The sequence below is a fragment of the Nocardiopsis tropica genome (assembly GCF_042660575.1).
In the GTDB taxonomy this organism is placed as follows: Bacteria; Actinomycetota; Actinomycetes; order Streptosporangiales; family Streptosporangiaceae; genus Nocardiopsis; species Nocardiopsis tropica.
Genome location: NZ_JBHSUF010000003.1, coordinates 405,052 through 426,422, shown reverse-complemented (window position 1 = coordinate 426,422; position 21,371 = coordinate 405,052). Strand labels below are relative to the sequence as shown.

Annotated in this window: 13 protein-coding genes; 9 read left to right on the top strand and 4 right to left on the bottom strand. The window is 75.3% G+C overall.

The genetic code is table 11. The features are described 5' to 3' along the window. Nucleotides 1-40 precede the first annotated feature (40 nt). Nucleotides 41-2,356 carry a vWA domain-containing protein gene (locus ACFQBR_RS07420; protein ID WP_344177870.1) on the bottom strand — a complete coding sequence of 772 codons (2,316 nt, stop codon included), beginning with the start codon at nucleotides 2,354-2,356 and terminating at the stop codon, nucleotides 41-43. Nucleotides 2,357-3,114: 758 nt separating this feature from the next. On the opposite strand from ACFQBR_RS07420, the gene ACFQBR_RS07415 reads away from it, so the two are divergent. The 8 genes from ACFQBR_RS07415 (at nucleotide 3,115) to ACFQBR_RS07380 (ending at nucleotide 15,638) form a co-directional block, all read left to right on the top strand. Continuing rightward, nucleotides 3,115-3,969 (top strand): poly(ethylene terephthalate) hydrolase family protein, encoded by an 855-nt coding sequence (locus ACFQBR_RS07415; RefSeq protein WP_344177868.1) that lies wholly within the window; start codon nucleotides 3,115-3,117, stop codon nucleotides 3,967-3,969. Between the two features lie 176 nt (nucleotides 3,970-4,145). Beyond that, nucleotides 4,146-4,865: a DUF981 family protein gene (locus ACFQBR_RS07410; RefSeq protein WP_267949328.1), complete on the top strand. Its 720-nt coding sequence runs from the start codon at nucleotides 4,146-4,148 to the stop codon at nucleotides 4,863-4,865. 102 nt (nucleotides 4,866-4,967) lie between these two features. After that, the gene (locus ACFQBR_RS07405) at nucleotides 4,968-5,396 is read left to right on the top strand and encodes a YchJ family protein (RefSeq protein WP_267949329.1); all 429 of its coding nucleotides are present in this window, start codon (nucleotides 4,968-4,970) and stop codon (nucleotides 5,394-5,396) included. A gap of 157 nt (nucleotides 5,397-5,553) precedes the next feature. Continuing rightward, the gene (locus ACFQBR_RS07400) at nucleotides 5,554-7,188 is read left to right on the top strand and encodes a hypothetical protein (RefSeq protein WP_344177864.1); all 1,635 of its coding nucleotides are present in this window, start codon (nucleotides 5,554-5,556) and stop codon (nucleotides 7,186-7,188) included. Nucleotides 7,189-7,328: 140 nt separating this feature from the next. After that, entirely contained in the window at nucleotides 7,329-8,945 is a 1,617-nt protein-coding gene (locus ACFQBR_RS07395; RefSeq protein ID WP_344177863.1) for a TIGR02677 family protein, read from the top strand. Next, complete coding sequence (locus ACFQBR_RS07390; RefSeq protein ID WP_344177861.1) at nucleotides 8,939-10,150, top strand: TIGR02678 family protein; 1,212 nt, start codon at nucleotides 8,939-8,941, stop codon at nucleotides 10,148-10,150. The genes ACFQBR_RS07395 and ACFQBR_RS07390 overlap by 7 nt, the downstream gene beginning before the upstream one ends. After that, nucleotides 10,147-14,397, top strand: a complete 4,251-nt coding sequence (locus ACFQBR_RS07385) for a TIGR02680 family protein (RefSeq protein ID WP_378552533.1) — start codon at nucleotides 10,147-10,149, stop codon at nucleotides 14,395-14,397. Before ACFQBR_RS07390 ends, ACFQBR_RS07385 begins: the two co-directional genes overlap by 4 nt. Further along, entirely contained in the window at nucleotides 14,388-15,638 is a 1,251-nt protein-coding gene (locus ACFQBR_RS07380; protein WP_344177857.1) for a TIGR02679 family protein, read from the top strand. Before ACFQBR_RS07385 ends, ACFQBR_RS07380 begins: the two co-directional genes overlap by 10 nt. Nucleotides 15,639-15,645: 7 nt before the next feature. Here ACFQBR_RS07380 and ACFQBR_RS07375 read toward each other — a convergent pair whose 3' ends face one another. Further along, a complete protein-coding gene (locus tag ACFQBR_RS07375; protein ID WP_344177855.1) occupies nucleotides 15,646-17,244 on the bottom strand; it encodes a hypothetical protein in 1,599 nt (532 codons plus the stop codon). Between the two features lie 370 nt (nucleotides 17,245-17,614). Here ACFQBR_RS07375 and ACFQBR_RS07370 point away from each other — a divergent pair, with 370 nt between their 5' ends. Continuing rightward, entirely contained in the window at nucleotides 17,615-19,003 is a 1,389-nt protein-coding gene (locus ACFQBR_RS07370) for a DUF2786 domain-containing protein (protein ID WP_344177853.1), read from the top strand. Nucleotides 19,004-19,119: 116 nt separating this feature from the next. Here ACFQBR_RS07370 and ACFQBR_RS07365 read toward each other — a convergent pair whose 3' ends face one another. After that, nucleotides 19,120-19,365 (bottom strand): hypothetical protein, encoded by a 246-nt coding sequence (locus ACFQBR_RS07365; RefSeq protein WP_267949333.1) that lies wholly within the window; start codon nucleotides 19,363-19,365, stop codon nucleotides 19,120-19,122. A 198-nt stretch (nucleotides 19,366-19,563) separates the two neighbouring features. Continuing rightward, nucleotides 19,564-21,228, bottom strand: coding sequence for an SWIM zinc finger family protein (locus ACFQBR_RS07360; RefSeq protein ID WP_344177851.1), 1,665 nt, complete (start codon nucleotides 21,226-21,228; stop codon nucleotides 19,564-19,566). Nucleotides 21,229-21,371: the final 143 nt, after the last annotated feature.

The window sequence follows — 21,371 nt, the reverse complement described above, 5'->3', positions numbered from 1 at the left end:
GAGGGGAACCCTTCGGCTGTGCGTCGTTCCTCGGGAGGGGTCAGTCGAGCTGGATGCCGCCGGTCGGCGGTCCCTGCTCGGGGGCGGCCGCACCGGGGCCCGGCGTCCGGGGGTGCGCGTGCTGCGCGGGGGGAGGGGAGGGTTCCCTCCGGCGTGTTCGGCCGTCCTCGAAGGACACGGTCAGGCCGCCGGACAGCGGCTCGCCGGCCTGGCCGAAGCGCAGGAGCCGCTCCCGGCCGTCGGCGGTGTGCAGCCGCACACCGCCCGAGCGGTGCCGCCGGACCTCGTGGACGGGGGCCGGACCGGAGCCGCGGGGGTGGTCCGGCCGGGGGTCGAACCCCTCCTCCTCACGGACGGTGAAGGCGAAGACCGTGCTCCGCCTGGCAGGGGCCTTCAGGGGCGGGAGGAGGGCGACGCCGTCGCGGTGGAGCGTGACGGCGATCCCCCTGACGTCCCGCCCCTCCCGTGCCTGTTTCAGGCCCAGCAGGAGCGCGCCCCCGCCGAGCAGGACCAGGGCGGCCAGCGGGGCCCAGATCCACCAGTACCGCTCCAGGGCGCCGGGGGCGGCGCGCACGGTCGTCGTGATCGTGGGGGAGGTGTGCAGGACCTCGCCCCGGGCGTCGACCGCCAGGACGTTGAGGGTCGCCGTGCCCGGTTCGGAGCCCTCGCCGACGCGGACCGTGAAGTCGCTGCGGCTGCTCCCGGGCGCGAAGCCGGAGGTGTCCTGCGCGATGGTGGCGAGCAGGCCCTCCGAGGGGGCGAGCACCAGTTCGACGGTCTCCTCCCGCGGCCCCTGGTTGGCGACGGTCAGGGTGCCGGCCACCTCCTGGCCGGACCAGACCTGTTCGGGGAGCTCTCCGAAGGAGACGCTGGGCCGGAGGCTGCTGCCCCCGGGGTCGAAGGTGTACACGTACTCGTGCACGTCGTCGGGCACGCCGGGCCCCTGGACCCGGCTGGTGAAGGTCACCTCGCCGGTCCCCTCGGGGACGGAGACCGTGCCGGCGTACTGCCCGTCCCCGGCCGCGGAGTCGGGGGCCTCGCCCCCGTCGCCGATCTCCACGGGGGTGGAGGAGCCGTCGGGGAAGGCCGCCTCGGCGGAGAACTCGAGGTCGGCGAGGGCCTCGGGGGAGGTGATCGGGCCGCGGCGGGTGCGGATGTCCACCCGGACCACCAGCTCGCCGGGGTCCTGCCCGTCCTCCACCCGGAGGAAGGTGTTGATGAAGCCCTTCCACTGGGCCCGCGCCGTCACCAGTTCCTCGGGGGTCCCCTCGGGCGAGGTGAGCCGGACGCTCCAGGTGCCGGGCATCGGGTCGACGAGGCGCAGCACCTCGACGGGGCTGTTCTCACCGCTGACGGTGATCGCGGAGCCGCGGTGCTCGGCGGCGCCGGTGTCCACCGACTCGCCCTCGGGGTCGAGGTACTCCACGCGGATGGCCGGGTTGTTCTTGGTGACCATGAGCGCGCCGTCGGTCGCCACGAGCGGGATGTCGACCTCCAGCGTGGCCCGGCCCCCGCCCGCCAGGGTCTCGTCCGCGGGCTCCCCCACCTGGGAGCAGGACGCCGCGGCCAGGGCCTCCTGGAGGGAGCGCGCGACGTCGGAGGAGTCGTCGGCCACGCGGGCCACCGGGGCGGAGACGTCGAGGTCGTTGCAGGTGTCCTGCGAGCCGCCCGCGGCGAACGCGTCGAGCTGGTCCCGGTCGATGGCGCTCCCGAACCCCAGGGGCCAGATCCGCACGCCGTGCTCCGCCGCCTGTTCCAGGTGCTCCCCGACCAGGGCGGCGGCGTTGTCGTTGCGGCGCTCGGCCGCGCCGTACTGGGGGCTGTCGCGTACGTCGAGCGCGCCGTCGGTGAGCAGGAAGACGATCTTGGACGATCCGTCCGGTGAGTCCGCGCCGGTCAGGTGGCCCAGCGCCGCTCCCAGCGCCTCGGCGTGGTCGGTGTCGTTGCCCTCGGAGTCCTCGCGGCGCTCCAGGCCGTCGACGCAGTCGGCCAGGTACTGGCGGCCCCCGTCCTCGTCGACGAGGGTGGGGCGGCACACCTCCCGGGCGGCGATCTGGCCCGACTCGCCGTTGTTGCTGCCGAAGCCGACCACGGTGACGCGCGATCCGGGGTCCAGGACGCTCTGCGCGATGGTCGAGGCCGCGTTGGCCTCCGCCTCGACGTCGTCCCGGTCCAGGGAGCCGGACTCGTCCACCAGGACCACGATGTCGAGGGGGACCGGGGCGCTCTCCCCGGGCTGCGGCGCGCGTGCCCCGGCGTGGGCGGGGAGCGGGACAGCCGGTCCGAGGAGCAGGAGAAGTGTCGCGACGAGGGCCGTGCGGCTCCCGGCCGGCTTCACGCGGGGGGTCGTGGCCAAGCCACCTGTTCCCTTCTCGTCGAGGTGGTGAGAGAAAGCGATCCTTTTTTCACGTGAACAAGATGCTTGTCAATGGAAAACTATAGGGGAGGCATACTGTACTGCTTTCCGAGAGGTGCTTCAACGGATTCCGGTGCGGTTTTCCGTTCCATATATGTGGCCGATGGGATCTCTGGGGTGTTTCTTTCTCTGTGGTGCTCGGGTGTGTCTCTGGGGTCGTGGTGGTCATTTTTATCGGGGTTGTGGATTGTTCGGTGTTTTCCGACAGGGGTTCGGTTTCCTGCCCGGCCGGTGGGTGAAGGGCCCTCTGGGGTGTTCCCCCCGCAGGGTCGGGTTCCGTGTGCGCCGGCGGCGGTCGAACGCCGCCCATCTGCTCTTCGGTGGGGGTGCGCCGTCGCGGTCCGGTGCGGGAGGCCGACCGGGGGCGGCGGCGCCCAGGCGTCAGGGGCGTTTCAGGTCCTTCGTCCCAAAGGGAAAGGGGGCGACGGGCGGTCGACGCCACGGAGGCGCCCACGCGGGTGGATTCGTCCCGCGCCCCGCACACGGGAACCCGTCGCAGGGGGCGGGGTGAAGGAAGGAGAGGGATCGGGCGGCGGATTTCCCACCCATTTCCCGAGGGCTCGCCGGGGCGGGCGCGGCTTCATCGGTGGATCGACCGGTCCTGTCCCAGTGCGATTGACAGCCGATTTCCGGTGTCGAATATTCGGGGGACAGCGCGCCTGAGGCCGCTGTCCCCGCACCCCCTGAGGAGACACGAGATGGAACCGCGCACACCCGGCCGCCGGACGGCAGCCGTCCTCGTCGCCCTGCTGGCCGCCGTCCTCGTCCCTTCGGCCCCCGGCACGGCCGTCGCCGACCGCGTGGAGGCCGCCGGCGGAACGGGCCCCTACGACGCCGGGTACGTCACCACCCTCCGCCTGCGCGACCACACCATCTACCGGCCCGTCGACCTTCCGGGGGACGAGACGCTGCCCGTCGTCGCCTGGGGCAACGGCGCCTGCCGCGCGGACGGGACGTGGTTCGAGAACATCCTCACCGAGTTCGCCTCGCACGGGTTCCTGGTCATCGCCAACGGCCGCCCGGGCGGGACCGGCAGGACCGACCCCGAGATGCTCACCGAGGCCGTCGACTGGGCGATCGCGGAGAACAGCCGCCTGTTCAGCGAGTACCGGGGGAGGATCGACACGGAGAACATCGCCGTCATGGGCCAGTCCTGCGGCGGGCTGGAGACCTACGAGGTGGCCGACGACCCCCGGATCACCACCACCGTGCTCTGGAACAGCGGGCTGCTGAGCGACTCCGACAACCACCTGCTCGACGACCTGCACGCCCCGATCGCCTACTTCGCCGGCGGGCCGACCGACATCGCCTACGAGAACGCCCTCGACGACTGGGAGCGGATCCCCTCGGACCTGCCCGCGTTCATGGGCAACCTCGACGTCGGGCACTTCGGGACCTTCGCCGAACCCAACGGCGGCGAGTACGGCAGGGTCGGGACCGCGTGGCTGAAGTGGCGGCTCAAGGGGGACGAGGAGGCGGGGGGCGAGTTCGTCGGCGAGGACTGCGGCCTGTGCTCCACCGAGTGGGACGTCCGTCAGCGCAACCTCTCGTAGACGGGGAACCGGCCGTACGGAGCCCCGTGCCCCGTCGCCCGCCGGCCCCGGCCGGAACCCCGGCTCATTGCCCCGAGAGCTGCGGCGATGCGTGACTCCGCCGTCACACTGTGCGAATTTTACGGAACCGGCCCGCGCTCTTCCCGCGGGCCGGTTCTCGAACGGGGGCGGGGCACATGGGGGACTTCCTGACCGGGGTCGAGGGCGGCCTGACGATCGACTGGGCGACCATGCCCACGTACAACACCGTGATGTCCGTCGCCGCGGGCGCCGGACTGCTGCTGGTGGTCGCCCTGGGCCGCGCGCTGCTGCGGGGCGGGCGGATCGTGCCCGACGGATGGGCGCTGGCCTTCGGGGCACTCGGCCTGCTCCTGGCGACCACGGGCCTGCACATGACCCTGACCTGGCCGCTCGCTGCGGGCGGGTTCCCGTTCGACAACATCGTCTTCGGGGAGCCGAGCCTCGTGTTCGGCGTCCTGCTCCTGGCGGCGTCCCTGTACCTGTGGAAGCGCGGCGAGGCCCTGAACGGGCACGAGAACCCCGCCGCGCACGCGGCGAGGGTCGCGGGCCCCCTCTCCGTCCTGGTGTTCGGCATCGGCCTCGCGGCGTTCGGCATCGCCGCGGCGGGGTGGGCGTTCATGCTCTTCGCGGCCCCTCCGCAGGAGCCCATCTCCGGGGTGTTCGGCGCCTACCCCTGGCTGGAGGCCACCTTCATCTCCGGCCTCTACGTACTCGTGGGGGTCGGCGCGGTCCTGTTCCCGTTCGGACTCAGGTCCCTGGGATCGGGGCTGTGGACGGTGATCGGTGTCGCGTGGGGCGTCGCCGGGGCGGCGTTCCTGCTGTTCGGGGCGTTGAACTACTACACGCACATCGGTCTGGTCATCAACACCATGTGACCTGTCGGCCCGCCGGGCGCCCGTGGCCGGGGCCCTTCGGTCGCCGTGCCGGAGCCCGCGCGTCCGGGACCGCCCACGGCCCGGACCGGCCACAATGGGGGGATGTCGCAGCGAAACCCACGCACCAGCCCCCGACCGCGCACCATGGCAGCAGGCTCCCCCTGCCCCTGCGGGAGGCCGGAGTCCTACGGGGACTGCTGCGGCCGCCTGCACAGCGGGACGGCGGCGGCCTCCACCGCCGAGCAGCTGATGCGCTCGCGCTACAGCGCCTTCGCCGTCGGCGACCGCGACTACCTCCTGCGGAGCTGGCACCCCCGCACCCGGCCCTCCGACCTCGACCTCGACGCCCGCACGCAGTGGGTGCGGCTGGAGATCCTGTCCACCGGCGAGGGCACTCCCTTCCACAACGAGGGCACGGTCGCCTTCCGCGCCGTGTACCGGGAGAACGGCCGGGAGGGCGAGCTCGTCGAACACAGCCGCTTCCTGCGCCACGACGGGGCCTGGGTCTACCTCGACGCCCTCCCGGAGTGACCCCGCGGGGCCGGGCGGGCCGGAGGCCCCTGCGCACCGGACGGCGGGCCCGGCGACCGGTGAACCCCCGGCGACGGGCGCGCCCCGCGGTGCGCGCCGCCGCCCCGGCACGGTAGGAAGGGTGCGCGAACGTCGCCGAACGGACACGGAGAGCACCATGAACGCCTCGACGCCCGGCCCGCTGGAACAGGGCCCCCTCCTGCAGGACCTCGCGGGCCGGCTGGTCTCGGCCGTGCCCGAGGGATGGCAGCAGCTCACCTACCTGACCAGGGTCATCGGCGCCCACACGGACGAGACCCTCGCCGTCCAGGACGCCGACGGCCAGGTGAGCCAGGTGGAGGTCCCCGAGGGGGTCGGCGAGCTCGTCGGCGCCCTCAAGCGCGCCGGGTACCAGGAGGGCAAGGGGACCTGGCTCTCCATGATCGTCTCGGTGCACCACACCCACCAGCTCAACGTCGAGTACAACCACGACACCGAACCCGAACTGGCCCCCGGAGCCGCCCCCCTCGCCTACGCCCAGGAGCTGGAGCGCTTCCCCCGCGACGAGGAGGCGGTCCCCGCGTGGCTGCGCGCCAGGCTCGCGGAGGCGCGGGAGCTGCCGACCGAACAGATCACGGCGGACTTCGGCGCGGCGCTGGTCGAGGCGTGCGCCGCCGAGGGGCTGCGCGCCGAGTACCTGCCGCCGACCGGCCTGCGGGTCTCCCTCCCCGACGGCGGGGTCCTCATGGACAACGACCTCAAGGACACGTTCGACCAGGCGGCCGTCCTGCCCCCGGAGCAGCGCCTCGGCCTGGCCACCCACTTCGGGGGGTACATGGCCCGCGCGGCAGGGGAGCGCGGGGCCCCCGGCGGAGCCCCCGCGGCGGACTCCGGCGCGGACGACGCGGTCGCGAACGCCCTCGTCGCCGCCTTCCGCGAGGAGGGCGTCGAGGTCTCCTTCGAGGAGGCGGACACGCTGGTCGTGCCGCTCCCCGACGGCAACCGGGCCACCACCGACATCAGCGGGTTCCGCTCCGCCCTGGCCGACGCCGCCCCCGACCAGCTCGCGCACCACGCGGCCGGGTTCGCCCGCGCGGCCGTCGACCAGCTGGCAAAGGCCACCCGGCCGGACGGCGCCACCGGGGCCCCGGCGCCCGACGGCGACCCCGGGGCGGACGGGGCCGGACGGCTCCGGGTCCGCCTCTACCCCGCCTCGGCCTTCCCCGAGGGGATCCTGGAGGAACTCCTCGCCCGGGAGATCGCCCCCGGCCTGTGGCAGACCGTCGTGGTCGACAGCCCCCAGAGCCTGCAGCCCCTCTCCCGCAAGGCGCACGAGGACACCGGCCGCCCCGACGACGAGGTCTTCGCCGAGGCCGTGGCCGGCTCCCTGGACGAACCCGTCGAGGTGAGCGAGCACGACCTCGACGGGGTCCGCCTCGTACACATCGGCGGACCGCACCCCTACGTGGCCGCACAGGCGCACGCCCTCGGACGACACATCGGCGAGGCCCCGCACGGAGCCCTCGTGGCCTTCCCCGTCCCCGAGGTGCTCATCGCCCACCCGCTCGGCCAGGGGCACCCCCTCGCGGCGATGGAGAACCTGCAGGAGATCGCCGGGAAGTTCGCCGCCGACGCCGCCAAGCCCATCGGCGCCCAGCTCTACTGGTGGCACCCCGGCTCGCTCGCCGCGGGCCAGGACGCCGTGCCCGACCTGCGGGCCGTGGGGATCGAGGTCGACCACGAGGCGAAGTCGGTCTCCGTCCGCACCTCCGACGAGGAGTTCGGCCCCGTGCTCGACTCCCTGCTCGGTTAGCCCGCGCCGCCCGGGCTCCCCGGCCCCGGTTCCGCGCCGAGGGGCGCCCGCGTGGCCGTCCCCTCGGCCGGGGCCGGACCAGGGTCGGCGTTCACGGGAACGCCCCCGCCGGGCCGCCGCGATCGGGAATACTGGCACAGATGTCCTCCACCTCCCCTCCACCGCCCGGCGGGCTCCCGGAACCGGACGCCCCCTCCGACCACAGCGCGTTCGCCCACCTCAACGCACCCAACGCCGGCCTGTACCGCGCGGTGATGGCGGTGTTCGTCCGGGCCAAGGAGCAGTTCCGGGTGCACCTGCGCCCAGAGGAGGTCCACACCGGCCTGCCCGAGACCCTGCGCCCGCCCACCGCGGACCCCGTCGCCGACGCGCTCGCCAAACTCGCCCTGTGGGGCAACCTGCGCCAGGACCCCGACACCGAGCGGGTCACCGCCGTCGAGGACTTCTACCGCCGTCGCCACATCTACCAGCTGACCCGGGCGGGAGAGGCCGCCGAACGGGCGCTGCACACCTACGACGAGGCGCTGGGGCAGCGCGGCGCCCTCCAGACCGTCGCCCTGGACGACATCGCCACCCAGCTGCGGGCCCTGCTGGAACTGGCCGGGCAGGACGACCCCGACCCGGCCGTCACCCACCTGACCCTGCGCGGCCTGGTGGACCGGTTCACCGACCTGGCCGACAACGCCAGCGCGTTCATGGGCTCGCTCCAGCGGACCATCGACCTGCACGACGCCGACGTCGACGCCTTCCTGGCCTACAAGGACCGGCTGATCTCCTACCTGGAGCGGTTCATCGCCGACCTCATCACCCGGGGCGCCGAGATCGCGGGCGTGCTCACCGCACTCGACGGCGACGGCACGTCCCCCTCCCCGGCCGAACGGCTCCTGCGCGTCGCCGCCCTGCGGGAAGCCGCCGACGCCGCACCCGGGCAGTGGGACGACGAACTCCCCGCGGAGGAACCCCCGCAGTTCCGGGAGGCCCTGGAGGCGTGGCTGCGCCGCTGGGAGGGCCTGCGCTCCTGGTTCGTCTCGGCGCCCGACCGCCCCGCCCAGTCCCAGCGGCTGCGCGTCAGCGCCCGCAGCGCCATCCCCCAGCTCCTGCGGGTGGTGGCGGTCATCAACGAACGGCGCACCGGCCGCTCCGACCGGTCCGCGGACTTCCGGGCCCTCGCCCGCTGGTTCGCCGAGGCGCCCGACGACGACGCCAGGCACCGGCTCTGGCGGACCGCGTTCGGCCTGCACCCCTCCCGCCACCTGACCGTGGACCCCGCCACCGCCGACGCCCGCGAACAGGACCAGGTCCCGGCCGCCACACCGTGGTCGGAGGCCGAGCCGCTGACCATCAGCCCCCGCCTGCGCCGCACCGGCAGCTACGAGCGCCGCGGACGCTCCCGCAAGGTCGTCGACCGCAGCGAGGAACGCCGCTACCTGGCCGAACTCGCCCGCAAGCAGGCCCGGGAGATCGCCGCGGCCCGCGCCGGGCTGGCCACCGACGGCACCGTGCGCCTGTCCGCGCTGGGGGAGCTCGACCCGGTCGCCTTCGGCCTGTTCCTCCAACTGCTCGGCGACGCCCTGGCCCGGTGGGGCCCCGGGACCACCGAGACCGTGGCGACCAGCAACGACGGGACCATGGAGATCCACCTGAGCGCCATCGCGGACGGGGGTACCGCCACCGTCCACACACCCGGGGGGACGTTCAGCGGCCCCGACCACCTGGTCCGGATCACCGACGTGACCGGCGGAGGGACGACATGGTAGGCAGCGCCGCCCACGACCTCGACCGGGCCCGGCTGCACCGGGCCGCCCGCGCCCTGCTCCGCCGGCCCCTCCTGCGGGCGACCGGCGACGACGCGGACTTCCGGCTCGTACGCGAGCACGCCGCCCGGCTCCGGACCTGGTTCGACCGCAACACCGGCTGGACGCTGCACGTGGACGCCGAGACGGTGCGCCTGCGCAAGGTGCCCGGCAACCCCCACGACCCCACCCACCCGGCCCGGGAGGAGGGGCGGGGCCGACTGGTCTTCGACCGCCGCCGCTACGTCCTGCTGTGCCTGTCCCTGGCCGTCCTGGAACGCGCCGAGGCGCAGATCGCCCTGGGGCGCCTGTCCGAGCAGGTCATCCTGGAGGCCGCCGCCCCCGAGTTCGAGGACATCGCGTTCACCCTGGCCACCCGCGACGAGCGCCTGGACCTGGTGGCGGTGGTGCGCCTGCTGCTCCGCCTGGGCGTGCTCGGCCGCGTCGCCGGGGACGAGGACGCCTTCGTCCGCTCCACCGGAGACGCGCTCTACGACGTCGACCGCCGGGTCCTGGCCGGGATGCTCGCCGGCGCGCGCGGGCCCTCCACCATCACCGACACCGACCCCGGGGACCGGCTGCGCATCCTGGCCGAGGACTCCGTCGCCCACCACCTGGACAGCGACGACCTGCGCAACACGGCCATCCGCCACCGCCTCACCCGCCGCCTGCTCGACGACCCCGTGCTCTACCACGACGAGCTCACCGACGAGGAGCGCGCCTACCTCACCAGCCAGCGAGGCGCCATCACACGCAGGATCACCGAGCTGACCGGCCTGGTTCCCGAGGCGCGCGCCGAGGGCGTGGCCATGGTCGACCCCGACGACGACCTCACCGACGTGCGCATGCCGGAGCAGGGCACCCAGGGGCACGCCACCCTGCTCCTGGCCGAACACCTGGCCGCGGCGCAGGGCCCCGTCACCGTCGACGACCTGTGCGCCCGTGTCCGCGAACTCGCCGGCGAACACGCCTCGTACTGGTCCAAGTCCGCCCGCACCCCCGGGAACGAACCCGAACTGGTCGCCCAGGCCCTCGAACGGCTCCGCGCCCTGGGACTCGTCGAACCCGCGGCCGTCCACGGGCGCCCGGCGGTCGTGGGCCGCCCCGCCCTGGCCCGCTACGCCGTCACCGCACCCGTCGTCACCTCGCCCCAGGGAGGCACCCCGTGACCGCACCGCTGCCCGAACCCGGCCGCGAGCGCTGGCAGCCCCTGCGGGTGGGCCTCGTCGACCTCTTCTACTACGAGGACGAGCAGTTCTGGTTCCGTGACGGCCGCCTGCTGCTGCGCGGCAACAACGGCACGGGCAAGTCCAAGGTCCTCGCCCTGACCCTGCCCTTCCTCCTGGACGGCGAGCTGTCCGCGCACCGGGTCGAGCCCGACGGCGACCCCAAGAAGCGCATGGAGTGGAACCTGCTCCTGGGCGGCGAGTACCCGCACGGCGAACGCCTCGGCTACGCCTGGATCGAGTTCGGCCGGCGCACGGCCGGGGGCGGCGCCGAGTTCCGCACCCTGGGCTGCGGCCTCAAGGCCGTGTCCGGGCGGGGCATCGCCCGCCACTGGTACTTCTCCACCCCGCAGCGGATCGGCTCCGGGGACGACCGGATCAGCCTGCTCGACGCCACCCGCACCGCATTGTCCCGCGACCGCCTCGCCGACGCCGTCGAGGGCCGCGGCATGGTCTACGACCGCGCCCGCGACTACCGGCGCGCCGTGGACGAAGCCCTGTTCGGCCTGGGCGAGCAGCGCTACGGCGCCCTCGTCGACCTGCTCGTCCAGCTGCGCCAGCCGCAGCTGTCCAAGCGCCCCAGCGAGACGGCACTGTCCAGGGCGCTCACCGAGTCGCTGCCGCCGGTCGACCAGGCGGTCATCGCCGACGTCGCCGAGGCCTACCGCGAACTGGAGGACGACGAGACCGAGCTCAACGCCATGGCCGACGCGGAGCGGGCCGCTTCCGCCTTCCTGGGCCACTACCGCGACTACGCCCGTGCCGCGGCGCGCCGGGCGGCCCGACCGCCCCGCACCGAGCACTCCCGCTACGAGAGGCTCACCACCGACCGCAACGAGGCCGAGGCCGCCCGCGCCGGCGCCGAGGCCGCACTGGTGGACCTGGAGGCCCGCGCCGGCGACCTGGCCGAACGGGTCGCCCGCCTGCACGGCCAGGACCAGACCCTGCGGCGCAGTCCCGAGATGGACAGCGCACGCGACCTGGACCGGGCCCGCGCGGAGGCCGAGCGGACCGCCGCCCGCGCCGCACAGGCCGCGGGCGACGCCGCCCGCGCCGGACAGGACGCGGCCCGTGCCGAGCACCGCCACGGCCAGGCCCGGCGGCGCCTCGACGACGCGGCCGCGGACCTGGGCGCCGTCCGCGAGAAGGCCGCCGGAGCCGCCGCACGGGCGGGCGTGGAAGCCGACCACCGCCACGGCGTCGACGCACCGCTGGACCCCGGGCGGGTCCACGGCGGCGAACACGCGGCGCCTGTTCCGCGCACCGGTGACGGCGCGGGAGCCGGGCAGCCCCCTTCCCCGGCGCCCGGCGCCGACCACACCGAACGGTCGGACCGCCGGGCGTCCCGGGCGAGGGAGGCCGCCGAAGCCCTCGTCGGGCGCCGGACCCGCGCCCTCGACCACACCGCGGACCTGATCACCGCCGCCGAGCGCACCAGGACGGAGCACCGCGGCGCACACCAGCGGCTGGAGGACACCGAGGGCGAGCTCGCCGACCTCGCCGACCGCCGGGCCGCGGCCGAGCAGCACCTGGCCGGGACCGCCGAGGCCCATGTCCTCGCCGTGCGCGACCACCTCGGCGGCTGCGCCGAGCTGCGCCCGCAGGACCCCGAGTCCACCCTCGACCTGGTCGCGGCCTGGGTCACCACCCTGGACGGCCCCGACCCGGCCCGCCTGCGCGCGCAGGAGACCGCGCAGCAGGTCGAGGCCGGTCTCGCCGCCCGCGAGGCGGAGCTGGGCCTGACCCGCACCGCGCTGGACCGCGACCGCCAGGACCTGGAGGCCGAACGCGACGCCCTGGCCGCCGGAGGCCAGGGCGCGCCCCCCGCGCCCCACACCCGCACCGCCGACCGCGCCCCCGGCCGGCCCGGCGCGCCCCTGTGGAAGCTGGTCGACTTCGCCGACCACCTCGGCCCCGCCCCGCGCGCGATGCTGGAGGCCGCACTGGAGGCCTCCGGGCTGCTCGACGCCTGGGTCGGCCCCGACGGGGCGCTGACCGATCCCGCCGGCCACGACGTCCGCGCCGTGCCCGGCGACCCGGTGAACGGCCCCCACCTGGGCACCCTCCTGCGCCCGGCCGTCGACCCGCACGACACCGACGCCCGCGCCGTCGCCCCCGCCACCCTCCGGTCGCTCCTGGCCGGTATCGGCCTCGGCCCCGACACCGGCGCCGCCACCTGGGTCGACACCGACGGCTCCTTCCAGGTCGGCGTACTGCGCGGCACCTGGTCCAAGGACGAGGCCCGCCACCTCGGAGAGGGAGCCCGTGAACAGGCCCGGCGCGACCGCCTCGCCCTGATCGCCAGCCGGCTCGAGGACATCGCCCACCGCGACCAGGACGCCGAACGCGAACTCGCCGGCCTGGCCCGGCGGCGCACCGCCCTGCGCGCCGAGCTGGCCGCCCTGCCCGACGACACCGCGCTGCGCGCCGCCCACGCCGCCGTCGCGGACGCCGTCCGCACCGCGGTCGCCCTCACCCGCCGCCGCGACGAACGCGCCGCCCGTGCCGAACAGGCCCGGCAGCACCGCCAGGACGCCGAACGCGAACTCGCCGACGCCTCCGCCGAACTCGGCACGCCCACCGAACCGGCCGCCCTGGCCGCGCACCGCGACGCCCTCGCCGCCTACCGCGTCGCCCTGGCCGGGCTGTGGCCCGCCGCCCGCACCCACGCCGAAGCCCTCCGCGCCCTGGCCGACGAGCACGGTGAGGCGGAGCGCACCCGCGACGTCGCCGACGACCTGGCCGAACGCGCAGAACAGGCCCGCCTGGAGGCCAGCGCGGCCGATCAGCGCCACACCACCCTGGGCGAGACCGTCGGGGCGGCCGTCGCCGAGCTCAACCGCAGGCTCGCCCGGGTCGAGGCGGACCTGCGGGCCGCCCGGGCCGAGGAGAAGGCCCTCGGACAGGACCGCACCGACGCCCTGGACCGGCGCGGCCGCGCCGCCGGGCGCGTCGAGACCCTCGACGCCGACATCACCGAGAGCATCCGCTCCCGCGCCGAGGCCATCGAGGGCCTGCGCGCCTTCAGCGGCACAGGGCTGATGGAGGTGGCGCTCCCGGACCTGGACACCCCCGACCCCGGACAGCCCTGGGCCGCCGACCCGGCCGTGCGACTGGCCCGCGCCGTCGAACGCGAACTCGACGGCACCGACGACTCCCCGCAGGTCTGGGACCGGCTCCAGAAGAACCTGTCCCAGCAGTTCAAGAACCTCCAGGACGCCCTGTCCCGGCACGGGCACGGCGCCACCTCCTGGCCCGAGGCCGGGGTCATCATCGTCCGCGTCACCTTCCAGGGACGCGAGCAGCCGGTGCCCGAACTCGCCGGCGCCCTGGCCGCCGAGGTCGCCGCCCGCCGCTCGCTGCTCTCCGCCCGCGAACGCGAGGTGCTGGAGAACCACCTGCTCACCGAGGTCACCGGCACCCTCCAGGAGCTCATCGCCACCGCGGAGCGCCAGGTCCTGCGCATGAACGGCGAACTGGAGGACCGGCCCACCAGCACGGGAATGCGGCTGCGCCTGTCCTGGAGGCTGCGCAAGGACGCCCCCGAGGGCGTGGACACCGCCCGCGACCGGCTCCTGCGCCAGACCGCCGACGCCTGGTCCCAGGGGGACCGGGCCGCCGTCGGCGACTTCCTGCAGCGCCTCATCGAACAGGAGCGGGCCAAGGACCCCACCGGGTCCTGGTTCGACCGCCTCGCCCGGGCACTGGACTACCGGTCCTGGCACCACTTCGCCGTCGAACGCCACCAGCACGGCCAGTGGAGCAGCGCCACCGGCCCCGCCTCCGGCGGGGAACGGGTCCTGTCCGCCTCGGTCCCCCTGTTCGCGGCGGCCTCCTCCTACTACGCGACCGCGTCCAACCCGCACGCGCCCCGCCTCATCACCCTGGACGAGGCCTTCGCCGGGGTCGACGACGACTCCCGGGCCAAGTGCCTGGGGCTGCTGCGCGCCTTCGACCTGGACGTGGCGATGACCAGCGAACGGGAGTGGGGCTGCTACCCGCAGGTCCCCGGCCTGGCCATCGCCCAGCTGTCCCGGGTGGACGGGGTCCCCGCCGTCCTGGTCACCCGCTGGGAGTGGGACGGCCGGGAGCGGTTCCTGTCAGTGGACCCGGCCGCCTCCGACCACGCCGACACCGATGCCGAACCGGACACCGGCGGCACGGGGGGACAGGAGACCCTGTGGAGCTGACCGGCCCCGACATCCCCCGGCTGCGGCGCCTGCTCGGCTCTCCCGGGACCGCCCGCCTCCTGGCCCGCCTGCGACGCCGGATGGAGGACGGCTCCTCACTGACCGGCACCCTCACCCTCGGCCGGGTGCGGGAGGACGAACGCGCGGCCGTGGAGTCCCTGCTCGGCAGGCGCCCCGGAACGGGCGCCTCCCTGGGCGTCCCCCTGGACACCCTCGACGCCGTGCTGCGCTCCAGCGGAGCCAGCCCCGAAGGGCTGGCGGCTGCGGTGACCCTCCTGACCGGGCCGGTCAGGTCCCGCAAGGAGGCGGACGACGAGCGCGAGCGCGCCTGGGCGGCCGTGTTCGACCCCCTGGAACAGGCGTGCGGGACGGACCCGGCCCTCGCGCGCTGGTGCGCCCGCGTCCGCTCCGACGGCCGGATCCGCCGCCTCACCGGCGACGCAGCCTCCGCCGCGCCCCTGGTGGAGACCGTGGCGCGGGCCGTCGCCGCGCTTCCGGCCGACGGGGTGGCCCTGTCGGAGTTCGCCGCACGCGTCCTGGGCGACGCGCACGCCCTGGACGACGACCGGCCCGCGACCGGCCTGGTCCTGGGCGCGGCCCGGGCCCTGACCGACCAGCCGGAGGGCGGGGGCGCGGCCTGGCGCCGACGCGTGTGGGCGGCGGTGGGCGTGCTCAAGGACGAACTCTCCTCGACGGTCCTGGCCCTCAACCTGCCCGGCGACCCCGGGACCGCCACCGGCCGCGCCCTCGCCGCGCTGGGGGAGGCGGGACAGCCCGCCGTGCTCACCCTGCGCCAGGTGGCGGGCGAGCCCGCGCACACCCGCTGGGCCGGTGTGACCGTGTCCGTGTGCGAGAACCCCGCGGTGGTCGCCGCCGCGGCCGACCGGCTGGGGGAGCGCTGCACACCCCTGCTGTGCCTCCAGGGCCAGCCCAGCGCGGCCGCCCTGACCCTGCTGCGCCAGGCGGCGCAGGGCGGGGCCCGCCTGCGGGTCCACGGCGACTTCGACTGGGGCGGGGTACGCATCGCCACGGGCCTGGCCCGCCACGTCCCATGGGAGCCCTGGCGCTTCGGCGCGGCGGACTACCGGGCGGCGGTGAGCGAGCGGGGGCGCCCGCTCACCGGATTCCCGGCCCCCACCGCCTGGGACCCCGGTCTGGCCGACGCCATGGAGGAACACGGCCGCCGCGTGGAGGAGGAGACCGTGCTCGGGGACCTGCTCGCCGACCTGGCCCGGGGGTGACCCGGCCTCAGGGTCGGTCGCGGTCCTGGGCCCGGTGCCTGCCGCGAACGCGCCACGGGTTCCGGGGGCGCCGCCGGAACCAGTTCCGGACCCGGAACCGCTCCCTCCCGTCGTCCCGCCCCGCATCGGGGGCCTCCGCGGCGCCGCCCCCGTACCCGGGGTCCGCCGCCCCTCTCGACCAGGGCCGGAACGGGTTGCGGTGGGGAGGAGAGAGCCCGGGCCGCTTCCGCAGCTGGGCCACCGCCCGGGCGCGGACGGCCTCGCGGGCCCGGGCGGCGGTGGACGCGTCGGGGTGGTGGCGGCCGACCGCGTCCAGGACGGGGAGCGTGTCGGGGTGCTCGGGGCTCCAGAGGCGGTCGGTGTCGTCCAGGACGAGCTGCTCGATGTCCGGAACCCCGTCGGCGGACAGGAACCCGGGCAGGTCCTCGGGGCTGCGCTCCGCGGCCGCCGCGATCATGTCGATGACGACCCAGTGCCCGTGCCCGGCCATGACCCCGTCCACCTCCTCCGGGGACAGCATCCCGGAGGTGAGCAGGACGACGGCGGCCAGGCTGACCACGGACGGGCGGTCGGAGGACAGGAGCGCGCGGAGCTCGGGCCCGATCTCCGAACTGGTCGCGTCCAGCACCTTCGTCCCCGTCCAGCGGCGCAGCGCCCGGCCGGGGCCGTCGGTCACCGCGACGATCTGGCGCAGGGCCGCGGCGGGGGTCCGCTCGTCCAGCCACGGCCGGACCTCGGCGATCAGGCGCTCCGGCGGCAGCGTCCCCAGGGCGTCGAGGAACCCCGCCGCCCCCGCCCCGGCGAGGCTGCCGACGAGCGGCGCCTCGACGCCCTCCTCCTCCAGGAAACCGCGCACCCCGTACCGGCCCAGGGGCGTCAGCTCCACCGCCGGGTGGCCGTACCCGGCGCACCGGAGGGCGGCCCCGTCGGGGCCCGCGTCCTCCGCGGTGACCAGGGCCACGGCGCCCGTCCCGAGCAGCTGGCGCAGGGTGCGCACGACCCTGCCGGTCGCCCGCCGCCGGTCCCGCGACGGAAGGGGGAGGTCGGGGGCCGACCCCTCGGCCGGTTCCCGCAGAACCGCCCCGACCAGCACCGGGAGCGGGACCCGGAACCCGTCCGGCGCCTCGTAGAGGAAGCGCAGGACGGCAGTGACGAGGCAGGGCTCGTCGACGCCCGGCCAGGGGGACCCCGCCGAGAGGTCGTCCCGCGCGCGGCCGACGGAGGCCTCGAACACCCCGGTCCACCAGCGCAGGACCTGGTCCGGGTCGCGGACCCGCTCCTCCAGCCCCGGCTCGGGCCCGGCCCAGTCGGCGGTCGCCTCCAGCAGGCCCAGCCGCACGGCGGTCCGCCACGGGAGCGCGAAGCGCGCGGCCTCGACGGCCTCGGCGTCGACCCAGTCCGGCCCCTCGGAGACGGCCTCCGCGTCGAGGCCGTGCGACCACAGCCCCAGCGCCTCGTCCGCCGCGCGGATGTCCGTCGCGTACGGGAGGCCCTCCGGGGTGAGCGGGGTGGCGGGAGCGCTCCAGCGCGCCAGGCGCAGGGCGTCGCGGAGCAGGGGGGTGGTCAGGGCGGCACACGCGAGGACATCCGCGGGGAGGAGTGACACGGGCCTCGCGGAGGAGGGTTCCCGGCCCGGGGCCGACCGGTCATGAGAGGGCATGTTCGCTCCCGGGTCTCCTGGTGGTGCGCGGACATCCCTTCTACCCCTCCGGGACACGGCCGTGGGGCGGTTTCGCGAACACGGTCGGCCCGGTTTCACTGCCGCGGACGCCACCGCCGCCCGGGAACCGGGATCGCGGCCCCCGAAAGGCCTGGTGAGGGGTGGAACCACCGGTCCGCGGCGCCCGGCCGCCGCCCGGCCGGGCATTCCCGGTCCGGTCCGGGCGCACGAGCGCCGCGTCACGACTCGGGAGGGGTTTTCCCCAGGGGTTGAGCGGTACCCGGCCGGGTCTGCCACCATGTCCGGGGAGGTACGGATGGGCACGGACAACAGGAACCGCCGTCAGGCCGCGCGCAGGAAGGAGCGTGAACACAGGCGCCACCGCTCGGCGGCACAGACCGGATCGGCCACGGGCCCGCAGGCGGGTTCCCAGCCGGGGCCCAGGACGGGGCCGCCGCCGTCCGGGCAGTACCGGCCCGGCGACGCGGAGCAGGTCCTCGCGCTGGTCGGCCAGGCCGTCCAGGCCTTCCACCACGGGCGCCCCGGCCCCGCCCAGCGCGTCGTCGGCCTCCTCGCGGACGGCCCCGCCGGGTGGCGTACGACGGTCGACCGGATCCTGTTCGCCGAGCTCCAACAGGCCGTGGCCCAGGTGTGGCCCCGAGGCTGGCAGCCCGCCGAACTGGTCCGCGGCGCCCGCCGGGAGACCGGGACCGTGGGCTCCGACCTCACCGCCGACCTGGTGTTGGCCCAGTACCGCAGCTACGCCGCCGCCCGCGTCGCCCCGGAATGGGCCGAACAGGTCCGCGCCCTGGGCGAGCCCTGGTGGGGACTGGACGCCGACCACCCGCAGCGGTTCGCCGAACGCCACAGGCTGCGGCGCCCCGCGGCCGTGGACACCGCGCTGCGCGTCCTCACCTTCCTGTACGCCGTGCCCGCGCTGCAGGTTCTCTGCCCCCTGCCGGGCCACGCCCGCACCGCGTCCGCCGGCGCTGTCACCCGGGCCGACCCGGCCAAGCTCACGCGTATCCGCGCACTCCTGGCCAAGGCCGAGGCCACCGAGTTCCCCGAGGAGGCCGAGGCACTCTCCGCCCGCGCCCAGGAGATGATGGCCCGGCACAGCATCGACCACGCCGCGCTGGCCGCCCAGGCGGGGACCACGGGCGACACCTGGGGCCGCCGCCTGCCGGTGGAGGCGCCCTACGAACAGCACAAGGCCTCCCTGCTCTCCGTGGTCTCGGAGGCCAACCACTGCCGCTCGGTGTGGCACAAGGACCTCGGCATGTGCACCGTCATGGGCGCAGCCGGGGACGTCGACGCCGTCGAGCTCCTCTTCACCTCGCTGCTGCTCCAGGCCACCAGGGCCATGCGCCAGGCCGGCGCCACCCGCGACGCCTACGGCCGCTCCACCACCCGCTCGTTCCGTACCTCGTTCCTCACCGCCTTCACCGCGCGCATCGGCGAGCGGCTGGCGGAGGCCGCCGTCACCGGACGCGACCGGGCCGTCGACGAGTACGCCGAGTCGGGCACCGACCTGGTCCCCGTCCTGGCCCGCAGGGAGCGCGAGGTGGAGGAGGCGTTCGCCGAGGCCTTCCCCGAGCTGGTGGAGGTGCCCGTGGCCAGCTCCTCCAACGCCGAGGGCTGGACGGCGGGCCGGGCGGCGGCCGACGCCGCCGACTTCGGCGTGCGGGACCGGTTGGGCGGGTGAACCCGACGGTTTCCGGGCCGGGGGCCCGTGCGGTGGGGATCGCGGCTCCTCGGGCGGCCTGTTCCGGGCTCACAGGCCCTGATGGGGCAGCCCTTGAGCCGTCCTGAGGAGGTGCGTCAGTCGCTGGGGCAGGTCTTGCACCGCCTCTGCGCCGAGCGAGAGGTGTCGCCCTCCGTCGCCTGGAGCGGTTGCCCCTCACCGATCCGCAGCCACTGCTCGGCGGCGGCCTCGGGGATCCAACCCCATCCGGGGTGCTCCCCGGAGCGGATACGGGGCTCGTCGTTGTGCCAGCACCCGACCTTGTGGGCCATGTCGGTCGGGGAGATCAGGATGGCGTTCGGTCCGAACGGAAGGGTGTCCATGTCGACATGATGTCGATCGTCCGCGGGGTCTGACCCAGGACCAAGGTCCTCTTCTTTCCATGGAGTCCGGCGACCGCCCCCGACAGCCGGTGCGGGACACGGCCTCGCGGCGGACCGGGAGGGGCGCCGCGCGGACAACCGGACAGAGGGCAGGGAGCGCCGGCCCGGAGGTGCGCTCGCCCCCTGCGCCGCGGCCCCCTACAGGCCCGCCCGGTCCAACTCCGCGAGGAACCGCCGCTTGCGCCGGTGCTCCCGGCGCAGCCCGGCCACGAACTCCACGGCGTTCTGCGGCCGTCCGAGGCGCCCGTACAGTCCGTGAACCCTGCGGGCCAGCTCGGCCGCCTGCGGGTAGGGCGCCGTACCGGTCAGCGCGACCAGCCGTGAGATCTCCCGCACGTACACGTCGAGGGAGTCACCCGGATGTTCCTCCTCCCTCAGTTCCGCGAGCCTCAACCACTGCCGGTCGTCGCAGCCGTGTTCCGTGGCGGCCTCCCACGCCTCGTCCCCGCTGCCCTCCCAGAGCAGCACCTCCACCAGAGGGCACGGGAAGTGCCGGGTGCTCCGCCGGGCAGCCGACCTCCGCAGCACGGCCAGGGCCTGGCCGCGGACACGGGGCCATTCCCCCGGCGCCTCGTCGTCGCGCAGCGCGCGGTAGCTCTCCACGCCGGGCGAGCGCTCGAACACCTCCCAGCGCACCCGACGCAGGTCCTCCCACCTCTCCGCGGTGCGGTAGGCGCCCACGACGTGCTCCACGAGCCGCCCGTCGGGGTGCCCCTCCTTCTCGGCCAGCCCCTGCTCGGCCCATCCCAGGGCCTCGCCGTCGCGCCCGGCGGAGAGCAGGGCGTCGACGATCCCCGCGTGGTACACCCCCTCCCGGCCCTGGGAGTACACGCGCACGAGCAGGTCCACGTCGCCGCTGGCCCGCGCGAACTCGGCCATCAGGAAACGCGTCCCCCAGTCGTCGGGGGTGCGGTCCGCCCCGATGCCGGCCAGTCTGTTCCCGTAGTGCTCCAACCCGGCCTCGCCGAGGGCCCCGGCGTAGGACTCCAGCAGGAGCTCGGGGGCGTCCGATCCGTTCAGCTGCCGGTCCAGGAGCCACTCCGCCAGTTCCACCGGATCCTGGTTCGCGTTCGCGCACGCCTCGACGTGCGCCTCCACGACGCGGAGGGCGGCCTCTCCCACCTCACCGTCGGAGTCGTCGGTGAGGGGCAGGTACTCGCCGAGCCGCTCGACCGCGTACCGGGAGAGCTCCTCGGCCGCCTCGTGCAGGTCGTCCTCCAGGAGCCGGTGCAGCTGTTCGGCGACGTCGGACACCGTTTCCGCGTACGCCGGGGCCTCGCGGTAGTCCACGAAGTCGTCGATGCGCAGGGCCCGGTCGACGAAGGCGCGCAGGGCGGCCATGGTCATATCGCCGCCGCCGCCGCCGCCGGAGCCGGTGACGGCAGCCGAGGCCGCGCGCACCTCCAGTCGGCGTTCGAGCGCCTCGTCGGTCCCGGCCGCCGACACCAGCAGGTCGACCAGGTCGGCGTGGGCGAGCGACTCCAGGTAGGCCCGGATGTCCGGTGGGGCCGGGGCGGCGGGGACGGGCGTCCCGCGCTCCACCGCGGAGAGGTACACCAGGCCGAGCGCCACGCAGTGCTTGCAGAAGTTGCCCTCCTCCGCCCACGGGCAGTCGCACTCCCAGGACATCCGGGACCGGCCGGGCGTGAGTTCCACCCGGTAGGCATGGGTTCCGGTGACCGTGCCGCGCACGGTCGCCCTGTCGGTGGACAGGCCCTGCACGGCGGGGACGTAGGAGGCGCCGCGGTCGTAGGACTTCCGTCCGGCCAGTTCTAGGAGTTCTTCACGGGAGAAGGCACGCATCCGCCCATTGAACACCGGACCCGGCGCACGGTCCCGCGAACCGCCTCCGCTGTGGTCGCTCCCACCGGAAATACCCTGGCCGCCCTGGCGGGCGCTCTGGTCCACCACCTCACCTCGGGCCTGCTCCAACAAGCCCGTTCCGC